Source organism: Pseudoxanthobacter soli DSM 19599 (genome assembly GCF_900148505.1).
GTDB classification, from domain to species: domain Bacteria; phylum Pseudomonadota; class Alphaproteobacteria; order Rhizobiales; family Segnochrobactraceae; genus Pseudoxanthobacter; species Pseudoxanthobacter soli.
The window spans coordinates 132,761-147,308 of sequence record NZ_FRXO01000003.1 but is presented as its reverse complement, the minus strand read 5'-3'; the positions used below and the strand labels follow the sequence as shown (position 1 = coordinate 147,308).

The window sequence follows — 14,548 nt, the reverse complement described above, 5'->3', positions numbered from 1 at the left end:
AGCGGACCGGTGCGTCAGGGCTCGAACCGCAGGATCAGGAGCTTCGAGATGCCCTGACTGCGTTCGTCGAGCAGCGTGAAGCCGGCCGGCAGCGCGATCTCCGCGCCTGCGGCCTCTTCCAGCACCGCGAGCGCACCCGGCTTCAGCCAGCCGCCGGCGGCGAGGCTCGCGAGCGCGGCCTCGCCGAGGCCGCGGCCATAGGGCGGGTCGAGAAAGGCGAGGTCGAACGGCGTGTGGGTGCCGGCCGCGCCGAGACGGGTGGCATCGCGCCGGTAGATGCGCGTCTCGCCGGTCAGCTTCATGGCTTCCACATTGCGGCGGATCAGCGCCCGTGCCTCGGCGGCCTCTTCGATGAAGAGGCAGTGCCGCGCGCCGCGCGACAGCGCCTCCAGTCCGAGGGCACCGGTGCCGGCGAACAGGTCGATGACGCGGGCGCCCTCGACCGGGTCGTCATGCCCGTGGATCAGGATGTTGAACAGGCTCTCGCGCAGCCGGTCCGCGGTCGGGCGAATATCCCGGCCGCTCGGCGTGGCGATCTGGGCGCCCTTGAAGCGTCCGGCAACGATCCGCATGGCGCGCCGTCACGCCTTCGGCGGCCGCGGCCCGCGCCGCGGAGCCCCGCCGCCCGGTCCGCCCCGACCGGGACCACCCCGACTAGGACCGCCCCGACCAGGACCGCCCTTCGGCCCGCCAGCTCCAGGTCCACCCCTGCCGGGGCCACGCCCGGCGCCGCCGGGCTTGAAGCCGCCTTCGGGCCGTTCGCGGAAGCCGCGCGACGGCCGGTCGCCTTGGGGCCTATCGCCGTGGGACCTGTCACCTTGAGGCCGGTCGCCGCGAGGCTTGTCGAACCTGCGCTCGCCGCGCCCTTCGCCTTCGGGCCGCTCGCGGAACGGCCTTGCCGGGCGTTCGCCGCGCGGCCTGTCACCGCCCTCCGGGCGCTCGCGGAACGGCCGTGCCGGGCGGTCGCCTTGAGGCCTGTCGCCGCGAGGCTTGTCGAACCTGCGCTCGCCGCGCCCTTCGCCTTCGGGCCGCTCGCGGAACGGCCGTGCCGGGCGTTCGCCGCGCGGCCTGTCACCGCCCTCCGGGCGCTCACGGAACGGTCGCGCCGGGCGGTCGCCATGGGGTCTGTCACCTTGGGGCCGGTCGCCGCGAGGCCTGTCGCCGCCCTCCGGGCGCTCGCGGAACGGTCGCGCCGGGCGGTCGCCTTGAGGCCAGTCGCCGCGGGGCTTGTCGAACCTGCGCTCGCCGCGTCCTTCACCCTCGGGCCGCTCGCGGAAGGGCCGTGCCGGACGCTCCCCGTCTCCGCGTTCGCGGAACGGTCTGGCCGGCCTATCGCCCTGCGGACGTTCGCCGCGCGGCCGGTCGGTGCGCGGGCGGTCGAAGCGGCGCTCGCCTTGCTCCGGCCTGCCGCGTCCTTCACCGTCACGCTCCCGGAAGGGACGGGACGGACGGTCGCCTTCTGCGCGCTCCCGGCGCGGACGCTCGGACGAGCGCTCGCCCTCCGCGCGGTCGCGATAGGGGCGCGAAGGCCGCTCACCGCCGGACCGCTCGGGCCGGCCGCGGTCGCCATAAGTCCGCTCGCCGGACGGACGCTCGGAGCGCGATCCCTCGGACCTGCGCTCGCCACGTCCTTCTCCCCGGTATCCTTCGCCCCGGTATCCATCGTTCCTGCGGCCTTCGCCGTCGCGGCGCTCGCGGAACGGCCGTTCGGCGCGCTCGCCGCGCGGGGCGTCGGATCCGCGTCCGCGGCCCTCGCCCTCGCCCCGATCGGCATGGTTCGCCCACGGCGTGAAGCTGCGGGGACGCTCGTCGCGGGTGCGCGGGCGATCGCCGCTGCGGCTGGAAGATTTGCCGCCGAAGGAACGGCCGCCGTCGCGGCGGCGGTCGTCGCTGCGCTCGAAATTCGGCTTCGGTTCCTCGCGGCGGATGATCGGCGCGTTGGGATCGCGGCCGTCCTCACCCGGGGTCGCATTCGGGTCGATCACGCCGAGCACCCGGCCGCCGGCGCGTGCCGGCCGCTCGAACGGGCGGTCGCGGCCTTCGCTGCGGCGCTCGCCGAAGCCGCGGCCGTCGTCGCGATCGCGGCGGCGGTCGGGCCGCTCGTCGCGGTCGCCGCGCCGGGTGGGCCGGTTCTGCCGGTCGTCGCCGCCCGGATAGGGGCGCGGCTCGCGGGTCACGCCGGTGCGGGCGGTCGCGCGGGGGGCGGTGCCCTTCCGTTCGGGCGCGCTGTGGCGGGGTTCGAAATCGGCGCTCGCGTCCTCGGCGAGCTTGCCGCCGATCTGGTCGCGCAGCACCCGGCTGCGCACCTCGCGCACCTCGCCCGGCTGCAGTTCGCCGAGAAGGAACGGGCCGAACGAGACGCGGATCAGGCGATTGACGTTGAGGCCAAGCGCGCCGAGCACGTTCTTGACCTCGCGGTTCTTGCCCTCGCGCATGGAGAGCGTGATCCACACATTGTCACCCTGGGCGCGGTCGAGCACCGCGTCGATCGGGCCGTAGAGCACGCCGTCGACGGCAAGGCCGTCGGAAAGCCGGTCGAGATCCGCCTGGGTGATGTTGCCGTGGGCGCGCACGCGGTAGCGGCGCATCCAGCCGGTGGCCGGCAGTTCGAGCACCCGGGCGAGGCCACCGTCGTTGGTGAGCAGCAGAAGCCCTTCGGTGTTGATGTCCAGACGGCCGATGGTCATCACCCGCGGCAGCTCTTCCGGCAGGCGCTCGAAGATGGTCGGCCGGCCATCGGGGTCGGCGTTGGTGGTCACGAGACCGCGCGGCTTGTGGTAGAGCCACAGCCGGGTCTGTTCCTTCGCCGGAATCGGCTTGCCGTCCACCGTGATGAGGTCGCTCGCCACCACATTGTGGGCCGGCGTATCGAGAATCTTGCCATTGACGGCGACGCGGCCGGCGAGCACCCAGGCCTCGGCGTCGCGGCGCGAGCAGAGCCCGGCGCGGGCCAGCACCTTGGCGACACGCTCGCCGGGATGCACCTCGGCCGTCCGCGCCGGCGCGGCGGCGGGGCTGTCGTCGTCCTCGTCCGCGAGGTCTTCCTCGGCGGGCTCGCCGACGGAGGCGAACGGGTCGTAGTCGCCGTCGTCGAAATCGTCGAACGCATCGTCGGCGAACACGATCTCGGCTTCGTCGCGATCGTCCTCGTCGCTCTCTTCCTCACCGGGCGCCTCGATCTCGTCCGGGGCGTCAAAAGAGACGTCGTCGGAAGGCGCGTCGTCGGAAGTGGCTTCGTCGGAAGAGGCTTGCGAAACGGCTTCCGCGTCCGCGATCGGCGGGCGCGCGGCATCGTCGCCGGCGGGCTGTGCGCCGGCCGGTTCGCCGCCCGTGGCGGCAGGTGTATCGACGGCAGGGGTGGCGGGACCGCCGTCGGCGGTCTGGTCTTCATTCGATGTCGGGGTCATGGTGCGGCGTGATAGCAGAGCGCGCGGTTTCTAGGAATGCCAATCTGAAGGAGCAGCCATGATTCGCGCGGCCGAAATCAGGCAATCTGGCTCCAGGCGGCTTGGAGGATGCACGATGGCTGGCCGCCGATGAATCAGAACCGGCGGTCGAGCTTCGGAAGGAAAGACGTCATGGTGAAGGTGGACCGTTCGGCGGGCGAGACCGCGATGGCGTATGCCGCCTCGGGGAGCGGCGTTCGCTCCTTCATGGACGTCGCCCTCGACGAGGCGCGGGCCGCCGCCGAACGTGGCGAGGTTCCGGTCGGGGCGGTGGTGGTGAAGGCGGGCGCGGTGATCGCGCGGGCCGGAAACCGCACGCTCGCCGACCGCGATCCGACCGCCCACGCCGAGATTCTGGCGCTCCGAGCCGCGGCCGCGACGCTCGGCTCGGAGCGGCTGAGCGGCTGCGATCTCTATGTCACGCTGGAACCGTGCCCGATGTGCGCCGGCGCGATCTCGTTTGCCCGCATCCGGCGGCTTTATTATGGCGCGGCCGACCCCAAGGGAGGGGCGGTGGAACACGGCGTGCGGCTCTACCACGCGCCGACCTGCCATCATGCCCCGGACGTTCTGTCCGGCATCGGCGAGACCGCCTCGGCGGATCTGCTGCGCGCGTTCTTCCGCGACCGGCGGGGATAAACGCGGCCGGGCGGTCGTGCCGGCGATCGCGCGCCTCCTCCGGCCTCCCGAACCTCAGGCCGCGCGGTGTTCCAGCGCCCGCTCCACGGCGCGCTTCACCTCGTCTTTCACCGGCTCTGCGGCGGCGAGAACCTCGGACGTCTTGAGGAAATCGAGCACGCGGAAGCGGTGGATGTCCGGCCGCACCACGAGGTCCGGCCGTCGGCGGTGCTTCAGCTTTTCCGCCACGATGGCCTGCATCATGATCTGGCTGGCGCCGAACATCGCGTCGGCCATCCCCGGAAGCGCCCGCTCCTCGCCGGTCGCGCCCGGTCCGCCGATCACGTCGACCGCGACGACGAAATCGAGCGCGCGCGGCAGGGCGTCGAACGGCATCGGGTTTGTGAAGCCGCCGTCGAGCAGCACCCGGCCTTCGTGGTTGACCGCGCGGAACACGCCGGGCAGGGCGATGGACGCCGCAATGGCCGGACGCAGCGGCCCCTGCGACAGCCGCACCTCCTTGCAGCCGTAGAAATCGGTGGCGATGGCGGTGAACGGCACCGGCAGGGCTTCGATGGTCTCCGGCACGATGCCCGGCAGCACCAGGTCCACGACGCGCTCGGGATCGAGCGAGACCATCGCGTTCGGGCCGAACAGGTCGCCGAACTTCTGCGGCCGAAGCTGCCAGAGCGACGAAAACAGCGTGCGGCTGTCGGCGAACCGCGCCCGGGCGAGGTCGGCGATGTCTGTGCCGGAAAGACCGGCGGCCCAGCCGACACCCACCAGCGCACCGATCGAGGCGCCGCTGATCGCGGCCGGCTTGAGGCCGAGTTCGTCGAAGGCGGACACCACCGCGGCATGGGCGAGCCCGCGCGCGCCGCCGCCGGAAAGCGCCACGCCGATGCGCGGCCGCGACGGCAGATCCACAGGGTCCGGCCCATGGGACGGAACCGCATCGCCGGGCCGGGACGGCACGGCTGTCGAGGAGGCGCGCTGCGCGGGACTGTTCATCGGCTCTGGTGTCTTCAGTTCGGCGGGCTCGGGCTCGGCGATCTTTGGTTCGGCGATCTTGGGACCGGCTATCTTGGGACCGGCGATCTTGGGACCGGCTATCTTGGGACCGGCGATCTTTGGTTCGGCAATCTTGGGACCGGCTGTCCGCGGTCGCCCAGCAGCGGGATCGTCTCGCATCATCATGGCCTCGACCTGAAGCAGCCTCATGACGGGCGCGGCGGCGGCCGAACTGCCCGGGAGGAGGCGGAGGCACGCCGCGCCGCTACCGGCTTCCCGCGCACGGGATTTGATGTAAACTCATGGTTTCCGGTCCGGCGCACCCTGCCGGACGTGGACGTCTCAGGGGCTTCGTCCCTCATATGGTGGACGAAGGCACCGTTTCGAAGGCCAATCATGAGCCAAAACCGCCAGACTCACATCCGCCTCACCTCTCATCCGGGTGCCGGCGCCCCGGTGCGTTTCCCGATCCACTGGGCAGCGGGCGATCCGCGGGCCCGCGGGCCGATCGTCGGCTCCGTCAGCCGCCCGGCCGACCGCAACGTGATCGGAACTCATGGCGGGGCTTATGCGCTCTATCGGGCGCTCGCGGTTTCGGCCGGCGCGCTGAATCCGATCCAGCGGCCCGACTACACCAACACCGCCCCGGTGATCGATATCGGCCCCTATCCGCAGTGGAGCGAGCCCGGCAAGATCGTGTCGCTCGATCCGTGGGGCCACATGGCGCAGAGCCTGTTCGCCGACCTGATCGCTGAGGGCATCGATATCCGCCCCTCCATCGCCGTGACGCGCGCCCACCTGACGCTGCCCGAGCTGGAGCACGCCATGCAGGTCGGCCGCCTCAAGCCCGACGGCCAGGTGATGCTGCCCTCCGGCGAGATCTCGGTCGTCAAGGCGGCGGTCGATCCGGTTTGGTACCTGCCGGGCATCGCCGAGCGGTTCGGCGTTTCCGACGAGGTGCTGCGCCGCACGCTGTTCGAGCAGACCGGCGGCATGTATCCCGAGCTGGTGACGCGGCCCGACCTCGACGTGTTCCTGCCGCCGATCGGCGGCATCACGCTCTATATCTTCGGCGATCCCACCGCGATTGCCGATCCGGCCCGCCGGCTGACCTGCCGCGTCCATGACGAGTGCAACGGCTCAGACGTGTTCGGCTCCGACATCTGCACCTGCCGGCCATACCTGATCCACGGCATCGAGGAATGCGTCCGCGAGGCGCAGAATGGCGGCGCCGGGCTGATCGTCTATAACCGCAAGGAAGGCCGTGCGCTCGGCGAGGTGACGAAGTTCCTCGTCTATAACGCCCGCAAGCGTCAGGAGGGCGGCGATCAGGCCGCCACCTATTTCGAACGCACGGAATGCGTCGCCGGCGTGCAGGACGCCCGCTTCCAGGAACTGATGCCGGACGTGCTCCACTGGCTGGGCATTCGCCGCATCGACCGCTTCGTCTCGATGTCGAACATGAAATACGACGCCATCACGCGGTCGGGCATCGATATCGGCGAGCGCGTGCCGATCCCGGCCGAGCTGGTGCCGGCGGATGCGAGCGTCGAACTCGAGGCCAAGAAGGCGGCCGGATACTATTCGCCGGACGGTGTCAGCGATCTGACGGCCGTGGTGGGCCGCCCGATCTGACCTCCGCGCCGCTGCGCATCTGCGGGCAAAGCCCACCCCCGTGGGAACAATGCCCTGGTCGGGCCTGTTCCTTCCCGACCGTCTCCCGCGCATCAGCTCGGGAGATAGTCTTTGCCGCCTTCTGTCTTACCGCCTGCCGGATGCTGAGATGACCGATTCCGAAGCCGCCGCCGCTCGCTCGCTGCTCACGGCGTCCGCCGTGCGCACACGGGCGCATTTCATGCTCGACCTCGCGCTCGATGGCCGGCTCGACGCCCTTTCCGTCGACCTCGGCAAACTCGACGTCGCCGCCGATCTCGTGATCGAGACCACCCGGGCCGCCTATCCCGATCTCAAGGTGCCGTTCCACTCGCGCTGGCGGCATTTCTCCGCCGGCGGCCACGACCGCTGGGGCATGATCGCCGATGCCCGCGGCTGGCACGACCCGCAGGACGAGGCCCGGGCCGCCGCCGATCTCGCCATCGTCAGCGTTCTGCTCGATGCCGGCGCCGGGCCGGACTGGCGCTTCGAGGAACCGGCGACCGGAGAGACCCATGTCCGCTCCGAGGGGCTCGCGGTGGCGAGCTTCGCGATGATGGCCTCCGGCCTGCTCTCCACCGAGCCGCTCGATCCGATTCGCATCGACGCCGAGGCGCTTGAGGATCTGGACGAGGCGGAACTGGCCGAGGCGCTGCAGGTCGGGCCGGGCAACCCGCTGGCCGGCCTCGCCGGGCGGCTCGACCTGATGCACCGGCTCGGCGAGGTCGTGGCGGATCGAGAGGACGTGTTTGCGATTGCCGGCGCGCCGCGTCCCGGCGGCATCATCGATGCGTTGATCGCCCGCGCCGAGGACGGGCGGCTGCCGGCCGAGGCGATCCTCGCCACGGTGCTCGACGCGCTCGGGCCGATCTGGCCCTCGCGTCTCAGCCTCGGCGGCATCGCTCTCGGCGACACCTGGCGCCATCCGGCCTTCGAGACGGCGGACGCGACGACCGGGCTCATCCCGCTCCACAAGCTGTCGCAGTGGCTGTCCTATTCGCTGATCGAGCCTTTGATGCTGACCGGCATCGAGGTGACGGACCTGGACGGGCTCACGGGCCTCGCCGAATACCGCAACGGCGGGTTGTTCCTCGACACCGGCGTGATCGCGCTGAAGGACCCGGCCGACGCGCTGCGGGAGCACACGGTCGACTCGCCGCTCGTGGTCGGCTGGCGGGCGCTGACCGTCGCTCTGCTCGACCTGACCGCCAACAGGGTGCGCGAAAAGCTCGGTCTGGATGCCGAAACGCTGCCGCTCGCCTCCGTCCTCGAAGGGGGGACCTGGGCCGCCGGCCGCCGTATCGCGCGGGAATTGCGCCCCGGCGGTGGGCCTCCGCTCGCCATCGTCAGCGACGGAACGGTGTTCTGAGGCTGCGGAGAAGCGGCCGGCGGACAGGTGGGAAAACGGAAAGCCGTTCCTTTCCAACCCCTTGATTCACGGCCGATCCTCTCCGAAAAGCGCTTCACAGCTTTCGGGCTGATGCTCTAAAGTCGCCGCAACGAAACGAAGGCCAGGGGATTTTGATGGGGATCGAGGGGGCCGCGGAAAGCGTGGCGGTGCGGTGGGCGCGGCACGGCGTCAGCGTCATCGACCATCCGCTGGTGCAGCACAAGCTCACCCTGATGCGCGTGAAGGAAACGCCGACGGTGGAGTTCCGCCGCCTCCTGCGCGAGATCTCGATGCTCCTGTGCTACGAGGCGACGCGGGATCTGGAACTCACGGCCACCACCATCGAGACGCCGCTGACGACGATGCAGGCGCCGGTGCTGGCCGGCAAGAAGCTGGTGTTCGCTTCCATCCTGCGCGCCGGCAACGGCCTTCTCGAGGGCATGCTCGACCTCGTGCCCTCCGCGCGCGTCGCCCATGTCGGGCTCTACCGCGACCCGAAGACGCTGACGGCGGTCGAGTATTACTTCAAGGCGCCGGAAGACATGCACGAGCGCCGCGTGATCGTGCTCGACCCGATGCTGGCGACCGCGAATTCGGCGGTGGCGGCGGTCGACCGGCTGAAGGAACGCGGCGCCTCCGACCTGCGTTTCGTCTGCCTGCTCGCGGCGCCGGAAGGCATCGAACGGCTCCGCAGCAACCATCCCGACGTGCCGATCGTGACCGCGGCGGTGGACGAGGGGCTGAACTCCCACGGCTACATCGTGCCCGGCCTCGGCGATGCCGGCGACCGGATGTTCGGCACCAAATGACGCGATGCCGGCAGCGGCGAAGAAGAAGAATCTGACGGCGGGGTGCCGCACGGCGCCCCGAACCTCTTGTGTCTCAATCCATCATAAGGCGCGGTGAAACCATGTTCCCGATCCCGAAGCCGGTTCTCGTCCCCAACACCTACGCCTATGAATCCGAGCCGATGGTGAAGCCCACGGGCTTCCGCGAGTACGACGCGCGCTGGCTGTTCGGCAAGGAAATCAATCTGATGGGCGTGCAGGCCCTGGGCATGGGCCTCGGCACGCTGCTCAAGGAATATGGCGTGCGGCCGGAGATCGTCACCGGCCACGATTTCCGCTCCTATTCCGCCTCGATCAAGATGGCGCTCGCCTCCGGCCTGATGGCGGCCGGCATCAAGGTGCACGATATCGGCCTCGCGGTGACGCCGATGGCCTATTTCGCCCAGTTCGCCCTCGACGTGCCGGCGGTTGCCATGGTGACCGCGTCCCACAACGAGAACGGCTGGACCGGCGTGAAGATGGGCTGCGACCGCCCGCTCACCTTCGGCCCCGGCGAGATGTCGCGCCTGAAGGAAATCGTGCTTACGGCTGCGTTCGACCTGTCGGGCGGCGGCTCCTACGAATTCCACGAGAACTTCCCGGCGGTCTATATCAAGGACCTGACGGACCGGCCGAAGCTCTCCCGCAAGATCAAGGCCGTGGTCGCCTGCGGCAACGGCACCGCGGGCGCGTTCGCGCCCCAGGTGATCGAGGCGCTCGGCGTGGAGGTGGTGCGGCTCGATACCGAGCTCGACTACACCTTCCCCCGCTACAATCCGAACCCGGAAGACATGGAGATGCTCCACGCGATCCGCGACGAGGTGCTGCGCACCGGCGCGGACGTCGGCTTCGGCTTCGACGGCGACGGTGACCGCTGCGGCGTGATCGACAACACGGGCGACGAGATCTTCGCCGACAAGGTGGGCGTGATGCTCGCCCGCGACATCTCCGCGCTGCATCCGGGCGCGACGTTCGTGGTGGACGTGAAGTCCACCGGCCTGTTCGCCACCGACCCGGTGCTGATCGCCAACAAGGTGAAGGCGGACTACTGGAAGACCGGCCATTCCTACATGAAGCGGCGCGTCAACGAGACCGGCGCCATCGCCGGCTTCGAGAAGTCCGGTCACTATTTCTTCAACAAGCCGATCGGCCGCGGCTATGACGACGGCCTGATCTCGGCCATCGCCATCCTCGACATGCTGGACCGCAACGCGTCGAAGACCATGGCGAACCTGAAGGACGACCTGCCGAAGACCTGGGGCTCGCCGACCATGTCGCCGCACTGCGCCGACGAGGAGAAGTACGGCGTCATCGAGAAGGTCGTGAAGCGCTTCGAGGAGATGAAGGCGTCGGGCGAGAAGGTTGGCGGCCACACCATCACCGATCTCGTCACCGTCAACGGCGTGCGTGTCGTCTCCGACGACGGCACCTGGGGTCTCGTGCGCGCCTCGTCCAACAAGCCGGAACTCGTCGTCGTGGTGGAGAGCCCGGTTTCCGAAGCCCGCCTCCACGAGATGTTCAAGGCGGTCGACGGCGTGCTGCGCGAGAACCCGGGCATCGGCGCCTACAACCAGACGATCTGACCGCGGCGCCGGGCAGGCCCGGTCCGCGGATCGGGCTTCGTCGCCGAACGCACGCTGAACCAGATATTCGAGAGCCGGCGTATCCGAACGGGTGCGCCGGCTTTCTTCTGTCACCCGTGATGGGGATCGGCACCCTGAAGGATGATGTCCGGGCTGCGCTCCGCCGCGAACCCGCGGGGGCTACGCTCAGCGCCCGACTGGCAGGCCGAGCCGGGAGAGGTCGGCGGCGAGCGCCTCCGGGCTGGTGAAGCGGATGCCGATGAAGCCGCATGCCCGCGCCGCTTCGACATTGTCGGCGAGGTCGTCGATGAACACGCTCTCGCCCGGGCGGATGGCATAGCGGTCGGCGAGCAGCCGGAAGATCGCCGGGTCGGGCTTCATCATCTTCTCGTAGCCCGACACGACGACGCCGCGGAAATGGCGGAAGAAGCCGAACCGCTCGCGGGTCTCGTCGTAGACCTCCGTCGGGAAGTTGGTGAGCCCGTAGAGCGGAATGCCGGCGGCGGCGAGGCCTTCGAGGATCATGACCGTCCCCTCGATCGCGTGGGGAATGGTGTCCGAGAAGCCGGTGCGGTAGCGGCGGATCAGCGCCTCGTGGTGGGGATAGAGTGCGATCCGTTCGCCGAGCGCCTCTTCCCAGTTGCGGCCACCATCGAGCTGGCGGTGCCAGTCGAGCGGCACCACCGTTTCCAGAAACCGGGCGATCTCGGCCTCGTCGGCCAGCAGCGAGCGATAGGCGGCGGACCGGTCCCAGTGCAGCAGCACGTTTCCGAGATCGAACACCACCGTCGTCGGGCGGACGGCCCGGGCTTCCCCATCGCGAGACATCGAACTCTTCCCCAAAGCCACGCTGACGGCCCCGATTTGACCGCCCGGCCAGAGCCAGACGGCGGCCGTTCACGGGACTGTGCGCGGCGAGGGGAGGCGCGGTCAAGAGTGCGCGATCTTCGCGGCCGGCATTGGCGGATTGGCTGATACGCACGGCCCGCTCACGGCTTGTTCAACCCGGCGTGCGCCGGCCTCCCTCGAAAAAGCGGCCCGGATCCCTATATCTGGCACGCATACGGGCGCGGAAGGCTTCGCGCTCCGCGACTTGAAATCAACGGATTACAGGAACCACAGATGTCGTTTCTCGCACGCAGCAGCCGGATACTCGCCGTGCTCATGGTGGGGTTGACGTTCGCCGCGGCGACCCTCGACACCGCCGACGCGCGGCGCGGCGGCAGCTTCGGCAGCCGTGGCACCAAGACGTTCTCGGCTCCCCCGCCCACCACCACCGCGCCCGGAACGGCGGCGCCGATCCAGCGCACCATGACGCCCCAGAGTCAGGCGACCCAGCCCGGCATGGCCGCGGGCGCGGCCGCGCAGCAGGCGCGGCGGCCGGGCCTGTTCGGCGGCGGCTTCTTCGGCTCCATGCTCGGCGGCCTCGCGCTCGGCGGCCTGATCGGCATGCTGATGGGCAACGGTTTCGGCGGCCTCGCCGGCATGTTCGGCTTCATCGTCCAGGCGCTGCTGATCGGCCTCGCGATCATGTTCGTGATGCGCCTCCTGCGTCGCGGCCAGTCCGCCCCGGCCACGGCCGGCGGACCGCGCGACGACAGCCGCGCCGCGTTCGACGGTCCCGCCGGCGGCAACAGGGCGACCGGCGGCAATGGCGGCCTCGGCGGGCTGTTCGGCGGTGGTGCCGGCGCGGGCGGCATGGCGGGTGCGGGCAATAACGGCTTCGGAGCCAGCGGCTTCGGCGGCGGCTCGGCCGCGACCCCGATCACCCTCGGCGGCGACGATTTCGACCGGTTCGAGCAGATGCTGGCGGAGGTGCAGGCGGCCTATGGCCGCGAGGACTTCGAGGCGCTGCGCCGGCTTTCGACGCCGGAGATCCTGTCCTATCTCAGCCAGGAACTGGCGGAGAACTCCACCCGCGGCCTGCGCAACGAGGTTTCCGACGTGAAGCTGCTGCAGGGCGACCTCGCGGAAGCCTGGCGGGAAGGCGATCAGGAGTTTGCGACGGTGGCGATGCGCTACCAGAGCATCGACGTGATGCGCTCCCGCGCGGACGGCCAGATTGTCGAGGGCGATCCCGCCCGGCCGACCGAGACCACGGAGATCTGGACCTTCGTCCGGCGCCGTGGCGGCGACTGGCAGCTCTCGGCCATCCAGGAGGTCTGATCCCCGGATCGGCCGTTGGAGAACGACCCGCGCGACGCGGCCGGCCCACAAGGCCGGCCGTTTTGCGTCGCAGCCGCTGGTTTGACGCGGACGGCCCGCCGCGATATCGAGGCCGCGCCCGAACGGGCCCGCTTCCATCGTCCACACGTCCCACCGCCTTCGCATCCCGGTGTCCGGGGCGCCGGCACGTTCCGTTTCCGCTGCATCAGGACGACAGATGACGTCGCACCGGCCGATCAAGTCCATCCGGGCCGCGAGCGAGGGCGTGGTGCTCGTCTGCCGCAAATGCGAGCGCAAGCTGAAGGGCGGCTTCGGTCCCGATGGGGATCTGCCGTTCGCCAAGGCGCTGGCGCGGGCGACGGCGAAGCCGGGCAAGGTGGCGAAGAAGAAGGCGACCGGCCGCAAGGCGGCGGTCGCCGTGTTCGAGGTCGATTGCCTCGATATCTGCCCCAAGGGTGCGGTCGTCGCCATCAGCGGTTCGGTGCCGGGCACCTGGTTCGCCGTGCCGCGGGGAACGCCGATGGACGAGGTCACGAAGCGGCTCGGCCTCACCGGCGGCGCGGAGCCGGAAGCCCCGGCGCCAGCCGGCCCGGAGCGATCCGGAGAGGCAGGCGAGGACCTCGGCCGCGAGAGCCCGAACCGTTCAGACCGGAGCGTCTGACCGGGATATGCTCTGGCCGGGTTCTAGCCGGATACCGTCACCGGCTTGAGCGCCAGCACGTAGCCCTTGCCGGCCATGCAGGCGTGCATGACCTGTATCAGGTAGTGCTGCCGGGCATCCGCCAGATAATCCGGCAGGGCGTTCAGCATGTTGCCCGTGACCTGGACGTTGTTGCCCCCGGCGGCCGCGGCCTGCCGACTCTGTTCGAGGCATGCCGAGAACGCGGCGTTCGTCGCGGCCGGCGAGGCCTTGCCGCCCTTCGCCGGTACCCATGCGCCTTCGAGAACGGGCTGTGGCGGCGCCGTCTGGCAGGCGGCCAGCATCAGCAGTCCGGCAGCGGCGGCGACGTGCCTCCCACGGCGGGGGGTGGTGCGGGATATGTCCCGGGATTTGCGTATCGCCACGGCAAGGTCCTCGATATCTTCGGCGCCGGCCGATCCGGCCGGGGCGCGGCGCTGCGCGAAAATCACGGTCATCCGCTGTTGCCTCACCCCACCATCGCCCGGCACCGCGCCTGCGACAAGACGGCAGCCCGCTTTCCCGCCGCAGTGTCTCCCGGCGTCGATTGCCACTGAAACTTAGACTTGATAAAAACAGGCCATCTCGCGGGAGACCCCGCGCCACGATGGGAGCGAGTGCCATGAAGGGCGATCCGGAAGTCATCGACATTCTCAATCAGGCCCTGCGGCACGAGCATGCGGCTTTCAACCAGTTCTGGCTCCATTCCAGCCTGTTGAGCCACTGGGGCCACACGCGAATGGCCAAGAAGGAATATGAGGAAGCGCTCGAGGAGATGGACCACGCCACCACCCTCATGAAGCGCATCATCTTCCTGGAAGGCGACGCCGACCTGCAGGTGCTGTCCCAGCTTCATGTCGCCTCCAACATCAAGGAAGTGCTGGAGAACGACCTCAAGGCCGAATATTCGGCGGTCGAGCTCTATCGCAAGGCGCGCGTGCTGACCCGCGACAAGGGCGACTATGTCAGCATGGAACTGGTCGAGACCATCCTGAAGGACGAGGAAGGCCACGTCGACTTCCTCGAGACGCAGCTCAGCCTGCTCGAGGCCATCGGCATCCAGAACTACGGCCAGCTTCAGTCCGGGCCGGCGAACGAGGCCTGATCCTGGAGCATATCCCGTTCAGATCGAACTGATCTGAACGATAAGGATATGCTCAAGCTTTCGAATCTGG

General features: G+C 69.8%; 13 protein-coding genes. 8 read left to right on the top strand and 5 right to left on the bottom strand.

Features of this window, described 5'->3' with window-relative positions; all coding sequences use genetic code 11:
* Positions 1-14: 14 nt before the first annotated feature.
* Positions 15-572 carry a 16S rRNA (guanine(966)-N(2))-methyltransferase RsmD gene (gene rsmD, locus BUF17_RS08315; RefSeq protein ID WP_073627545.1) on the bottom strand — a complete coding sequence of 186 codons (558 nt, stop codon included), beginning with the start codon at positions 570-572 and terminating at the stop codon, positions 15-17.
* Positions 573-581: 9 nt separating this feature from the next.
* Positions 582-3,407 (bottom strand): pseudouridine synthase, encoded by a 2,826-nt coding sequence (locus BUF17_RS08310; protein ID WP_084564292.1) that lies wholly within the window; start codon positions 3,405-3,407, stop codon positions 582-584.
* A gap of 207 nt (positions 3,408-3,614) precedes the next feature.
* Here BUF17_RS08310 and BUF17_RS08305 point away from each other — a divergent pair, with 207 nt between their 5' ends.
* The gene (locus BUF17_RS08305) at positions 3,615-4,085 is read left to right on the top strand and encodes a nucleoside deaminase (RefSeq protein WP_073628209.1); all 471 of its coding nucleotides are present in this window, start codon (positions 3,615-3,617) and stop codon (positions 4,083-4,085) included.
* A gap of 54 nt (positions 4,086-4,139) precedes the next feature.
* On the opposite strand, the gene BUF17_RS08300 is transcribed toward BUF17_RS08305, so the two are convergent.
* Positions 4,140-5,075, bottom strand: a complete 936-nt coding sequence (locus BUF17_RS08300) for a patatin-like phospholipase family protein (RefSeq protein WP_084564402.1) — start codon at positions 5,073-5,075, stop codon at positions 4,140-4,142.
* A gap of 396 nt (positions 5,076-5,471) precedes the next feature.
* Here BUF17_RS08300 and BUF17_RS08295 point away from each other — a divergent pair, with 396 nt between their 5' ends.
* The 4 genes from BUF17_RS08295 to BUF17_RS08280 all read left to right on the top strand — a co-directional run bounded on the left by BUF17_RS08295 (position 5,472) and on the right by BUF17_RS08280 (position 10,528).
* Positions 5,472-6,710: a GTP cyclohydrolase II gene (locus BUF17_RS08295; RefSeq protein WP_073627543.1), complete on the top strand. Its 1,239-nt coding sequence runs from the start codon at positions 5,472-5,474 to the stop codon at positions 6,708-6,710.
* 148 nt (positions 6,711-6,858) lie between these two features.
* Positions 6,859-8,097 carry a URC4/urg3 family protein gene (locus BUF17_RS08290; RefSeq protein ID WP_073627541.1) on the top strand — a complete coding sequence of 413 codons (1,239 nt, stop codon included), beginning with the start codon at positions 6,859-6,861 and terminating at the stop codon, positions 8,095-8,097.
* 155 nt (positions 8,098-8,252) lie between these two features.
* Positions 8,253-8,927: a uracil phosphoribosyltransferase gene (gene upp, locus BUF17_RS08285; RefSeq protein ID WP_073627539.1), complete on the top strand. Its 675-nt coding sequence runs from the start codon at positions 8,253-8,255 to the stop codon at positions 8,925-8,927.
* 101 nt (positions 8,928-9,028) lie between these two features.
* On the top strand, positions 9,029-10,528 hold the full coding sequence (locus BUF17_RS08280) for a phosphomannomutase/phosphoglucomutase (RefSeq protein ID WP_073627537.1): 1,500 nt from the start codon (positions 9,029-9,031) through the stop codon (positions 10,526-10,528).
* Between the two features lie 186 nt (positions 10,529-10,714).
* On the opposite strand, the gene BUF17_RS08275 is transcribed toward BUF17_RS08280, so the two are convergent.
* Positions 10,715-11,356 carry an HAD family hydrolase gene (locus BUF17_RS08275; protein WP_073627535.1) on the bottom strand — a complete coding sequence of 214 codons (642 nt, stop codon included), beginning with the start codon at positions 11,354-11,356 and terminating at the stop codon, positions 10,715-10,717.
* A 294-nt stretch (positions 11,357-11,650) separates the two neighbouring features.
* Here BUF17_RS08275 and BUF17_RS08270 point away from each other — a divergent pair, with 294 nt between their 5' ends.
* Positions 11,651-12,694 carry a Tim44 domain-containing protein gene (locus BUF17_RS08270; protein WP_073627533.1) on the top strand — a complete coding sequence of 348 codons (1,044 nt, stop codon included), beginning with the start codon at positions 11,651-11,653 and terminating at the stop codon, positions 12,692-12,694.
* Positions 12,695-12,911: 217 nt separating this feature from the next.
* The gene (locus tag BUF17_RS08265) at positions 12,912-13,355 is read left to right on the top strand and encodes a hypothetical protein (RefSeq protein WP_073627531.1); all 444 of its coding nucleotides are present in this window, start codon (positions 12,912-12,914) and stop codon (positions 13,353-13,355) included.
* 23 nt (positions 13,356-13,378) lie between these two features.
* Here BUF17_RS08265 and BUF17_RS08260 read toward each other — a convergent pair whose 3' ends face one another.
* Entirely contained in the window at positions 13,379-13,831 is a 453-nt protein-coding gene (locus BUF17_RS08260) for a hypothetical protein (protein ID WP_073627529.1), read from the bottom strand.
* A 164-nt stretch (positions 13,832-13,995) separates the two neighbouring features.
* Between BUF17_RS08260 and bfr the strand changes: the two genes are divergently transcribed.
* The gene (gene bfr, locus BUF17_RS08255; protein ID WP_073627527.1) at positions 13,996-14,478 is read left to right on the top strand and encodes a bacterioferritin; all 483 of its coding nucleotides are present in this window, start codon (positions 13,996-13,998) and stop codon (positions 14,476-14,478) included.
* Positions 14,479-14,548 lie beyond the last annotated feature (70 nt).

Coding starts and splice junctions, on each gene's coding strand:
- bfr (WP_073627527.1), top strand. CDS start 13,996: ATGAAGGGCGATCCGGAAGTCATCGACATTCTCAATCAGGCCCTGCGG.
- BUF17_RS08260 (WP_073627529.1), bottom strand. CDS start 13,831: ATGACCGTGATTTTCGCGCAGCGCCGCGCCCCGGCCGGATCGGCCGGC.
- BUF17_RS08290 (WP_073627541.1), top strand. CDS start 6,859: ATGACCGATTCCGAAGCCGCCGCCGCTCGCTCGCTGCTCACGGCGTCC.
- BUF17_RS08270 (WP_073627533.1), top strand. CDS start 11,651: ATGTCGTTTCTCGCACGCAGCAGCCGGATACTCGCCGTGCTCATGGTG.
- BUF17_RS08305 (WP_073628209.1), top strand. CDS start 3,615: ATGGCGTATGCCGCCTCGGGGAGCGGCGTTCGCTCCTTCATGGACGTC.
- BUF17_RS08300 (WP_084564402.1), bottom strand. CDS start 5,075: ATGAACAGTCCCGCGCAGCGCGCCTCCTCGACAGCCGTGCCGTCCCGG.
- BUF17_RS08265 (WP_073627531.1), top strand. CDS start 12,912: ATGACGTCGCACCGGCCGATCAAGTCCATCCGGGCCGCGAGCGAGGGC.
- upp (WP_073627539.1), top strand. CDS start 8,253: ATGGGGATCGAGGGGGCCGCGGAAAGCGTGGCGGTGCGGTGGGCGCGG.
- BUF17_RS08275 (WP_073627535.1), bottom strand. CDS start 11,356: ATGTCTCGCGATGGGGAAGCCCGGGCCGTCCGCCCGACGACGGTGGTG.
- BUF17_RS08310 (WP_084564292.1), bottom strand. CDS start 3,407: ATGACCCCGACATCGAATGAAGACCAGACCGCCGACGGCGGTCCCGCC.
- rsmD (WP_073627545.1), bottom strand. CDS start 572: ATGCGGATCGTTGCCGGACGCTTCAAGGGCGCCCAGATCGCCACGCCG.
- BUF17_RS08295 (WP_073627543.1), top strand. CDS start 5,472: ATGAGCCAAAACCGCCAGACTCACATCCGCCTCACCTCTCATCCGGGT.
- BUF17_RS08280 (WP_073627537.1), top strand. CDS start 9,029: ATGTTCCCGATCCCGAAGCCGGTTCTCGTCCCCAACACCTACGCCTAT.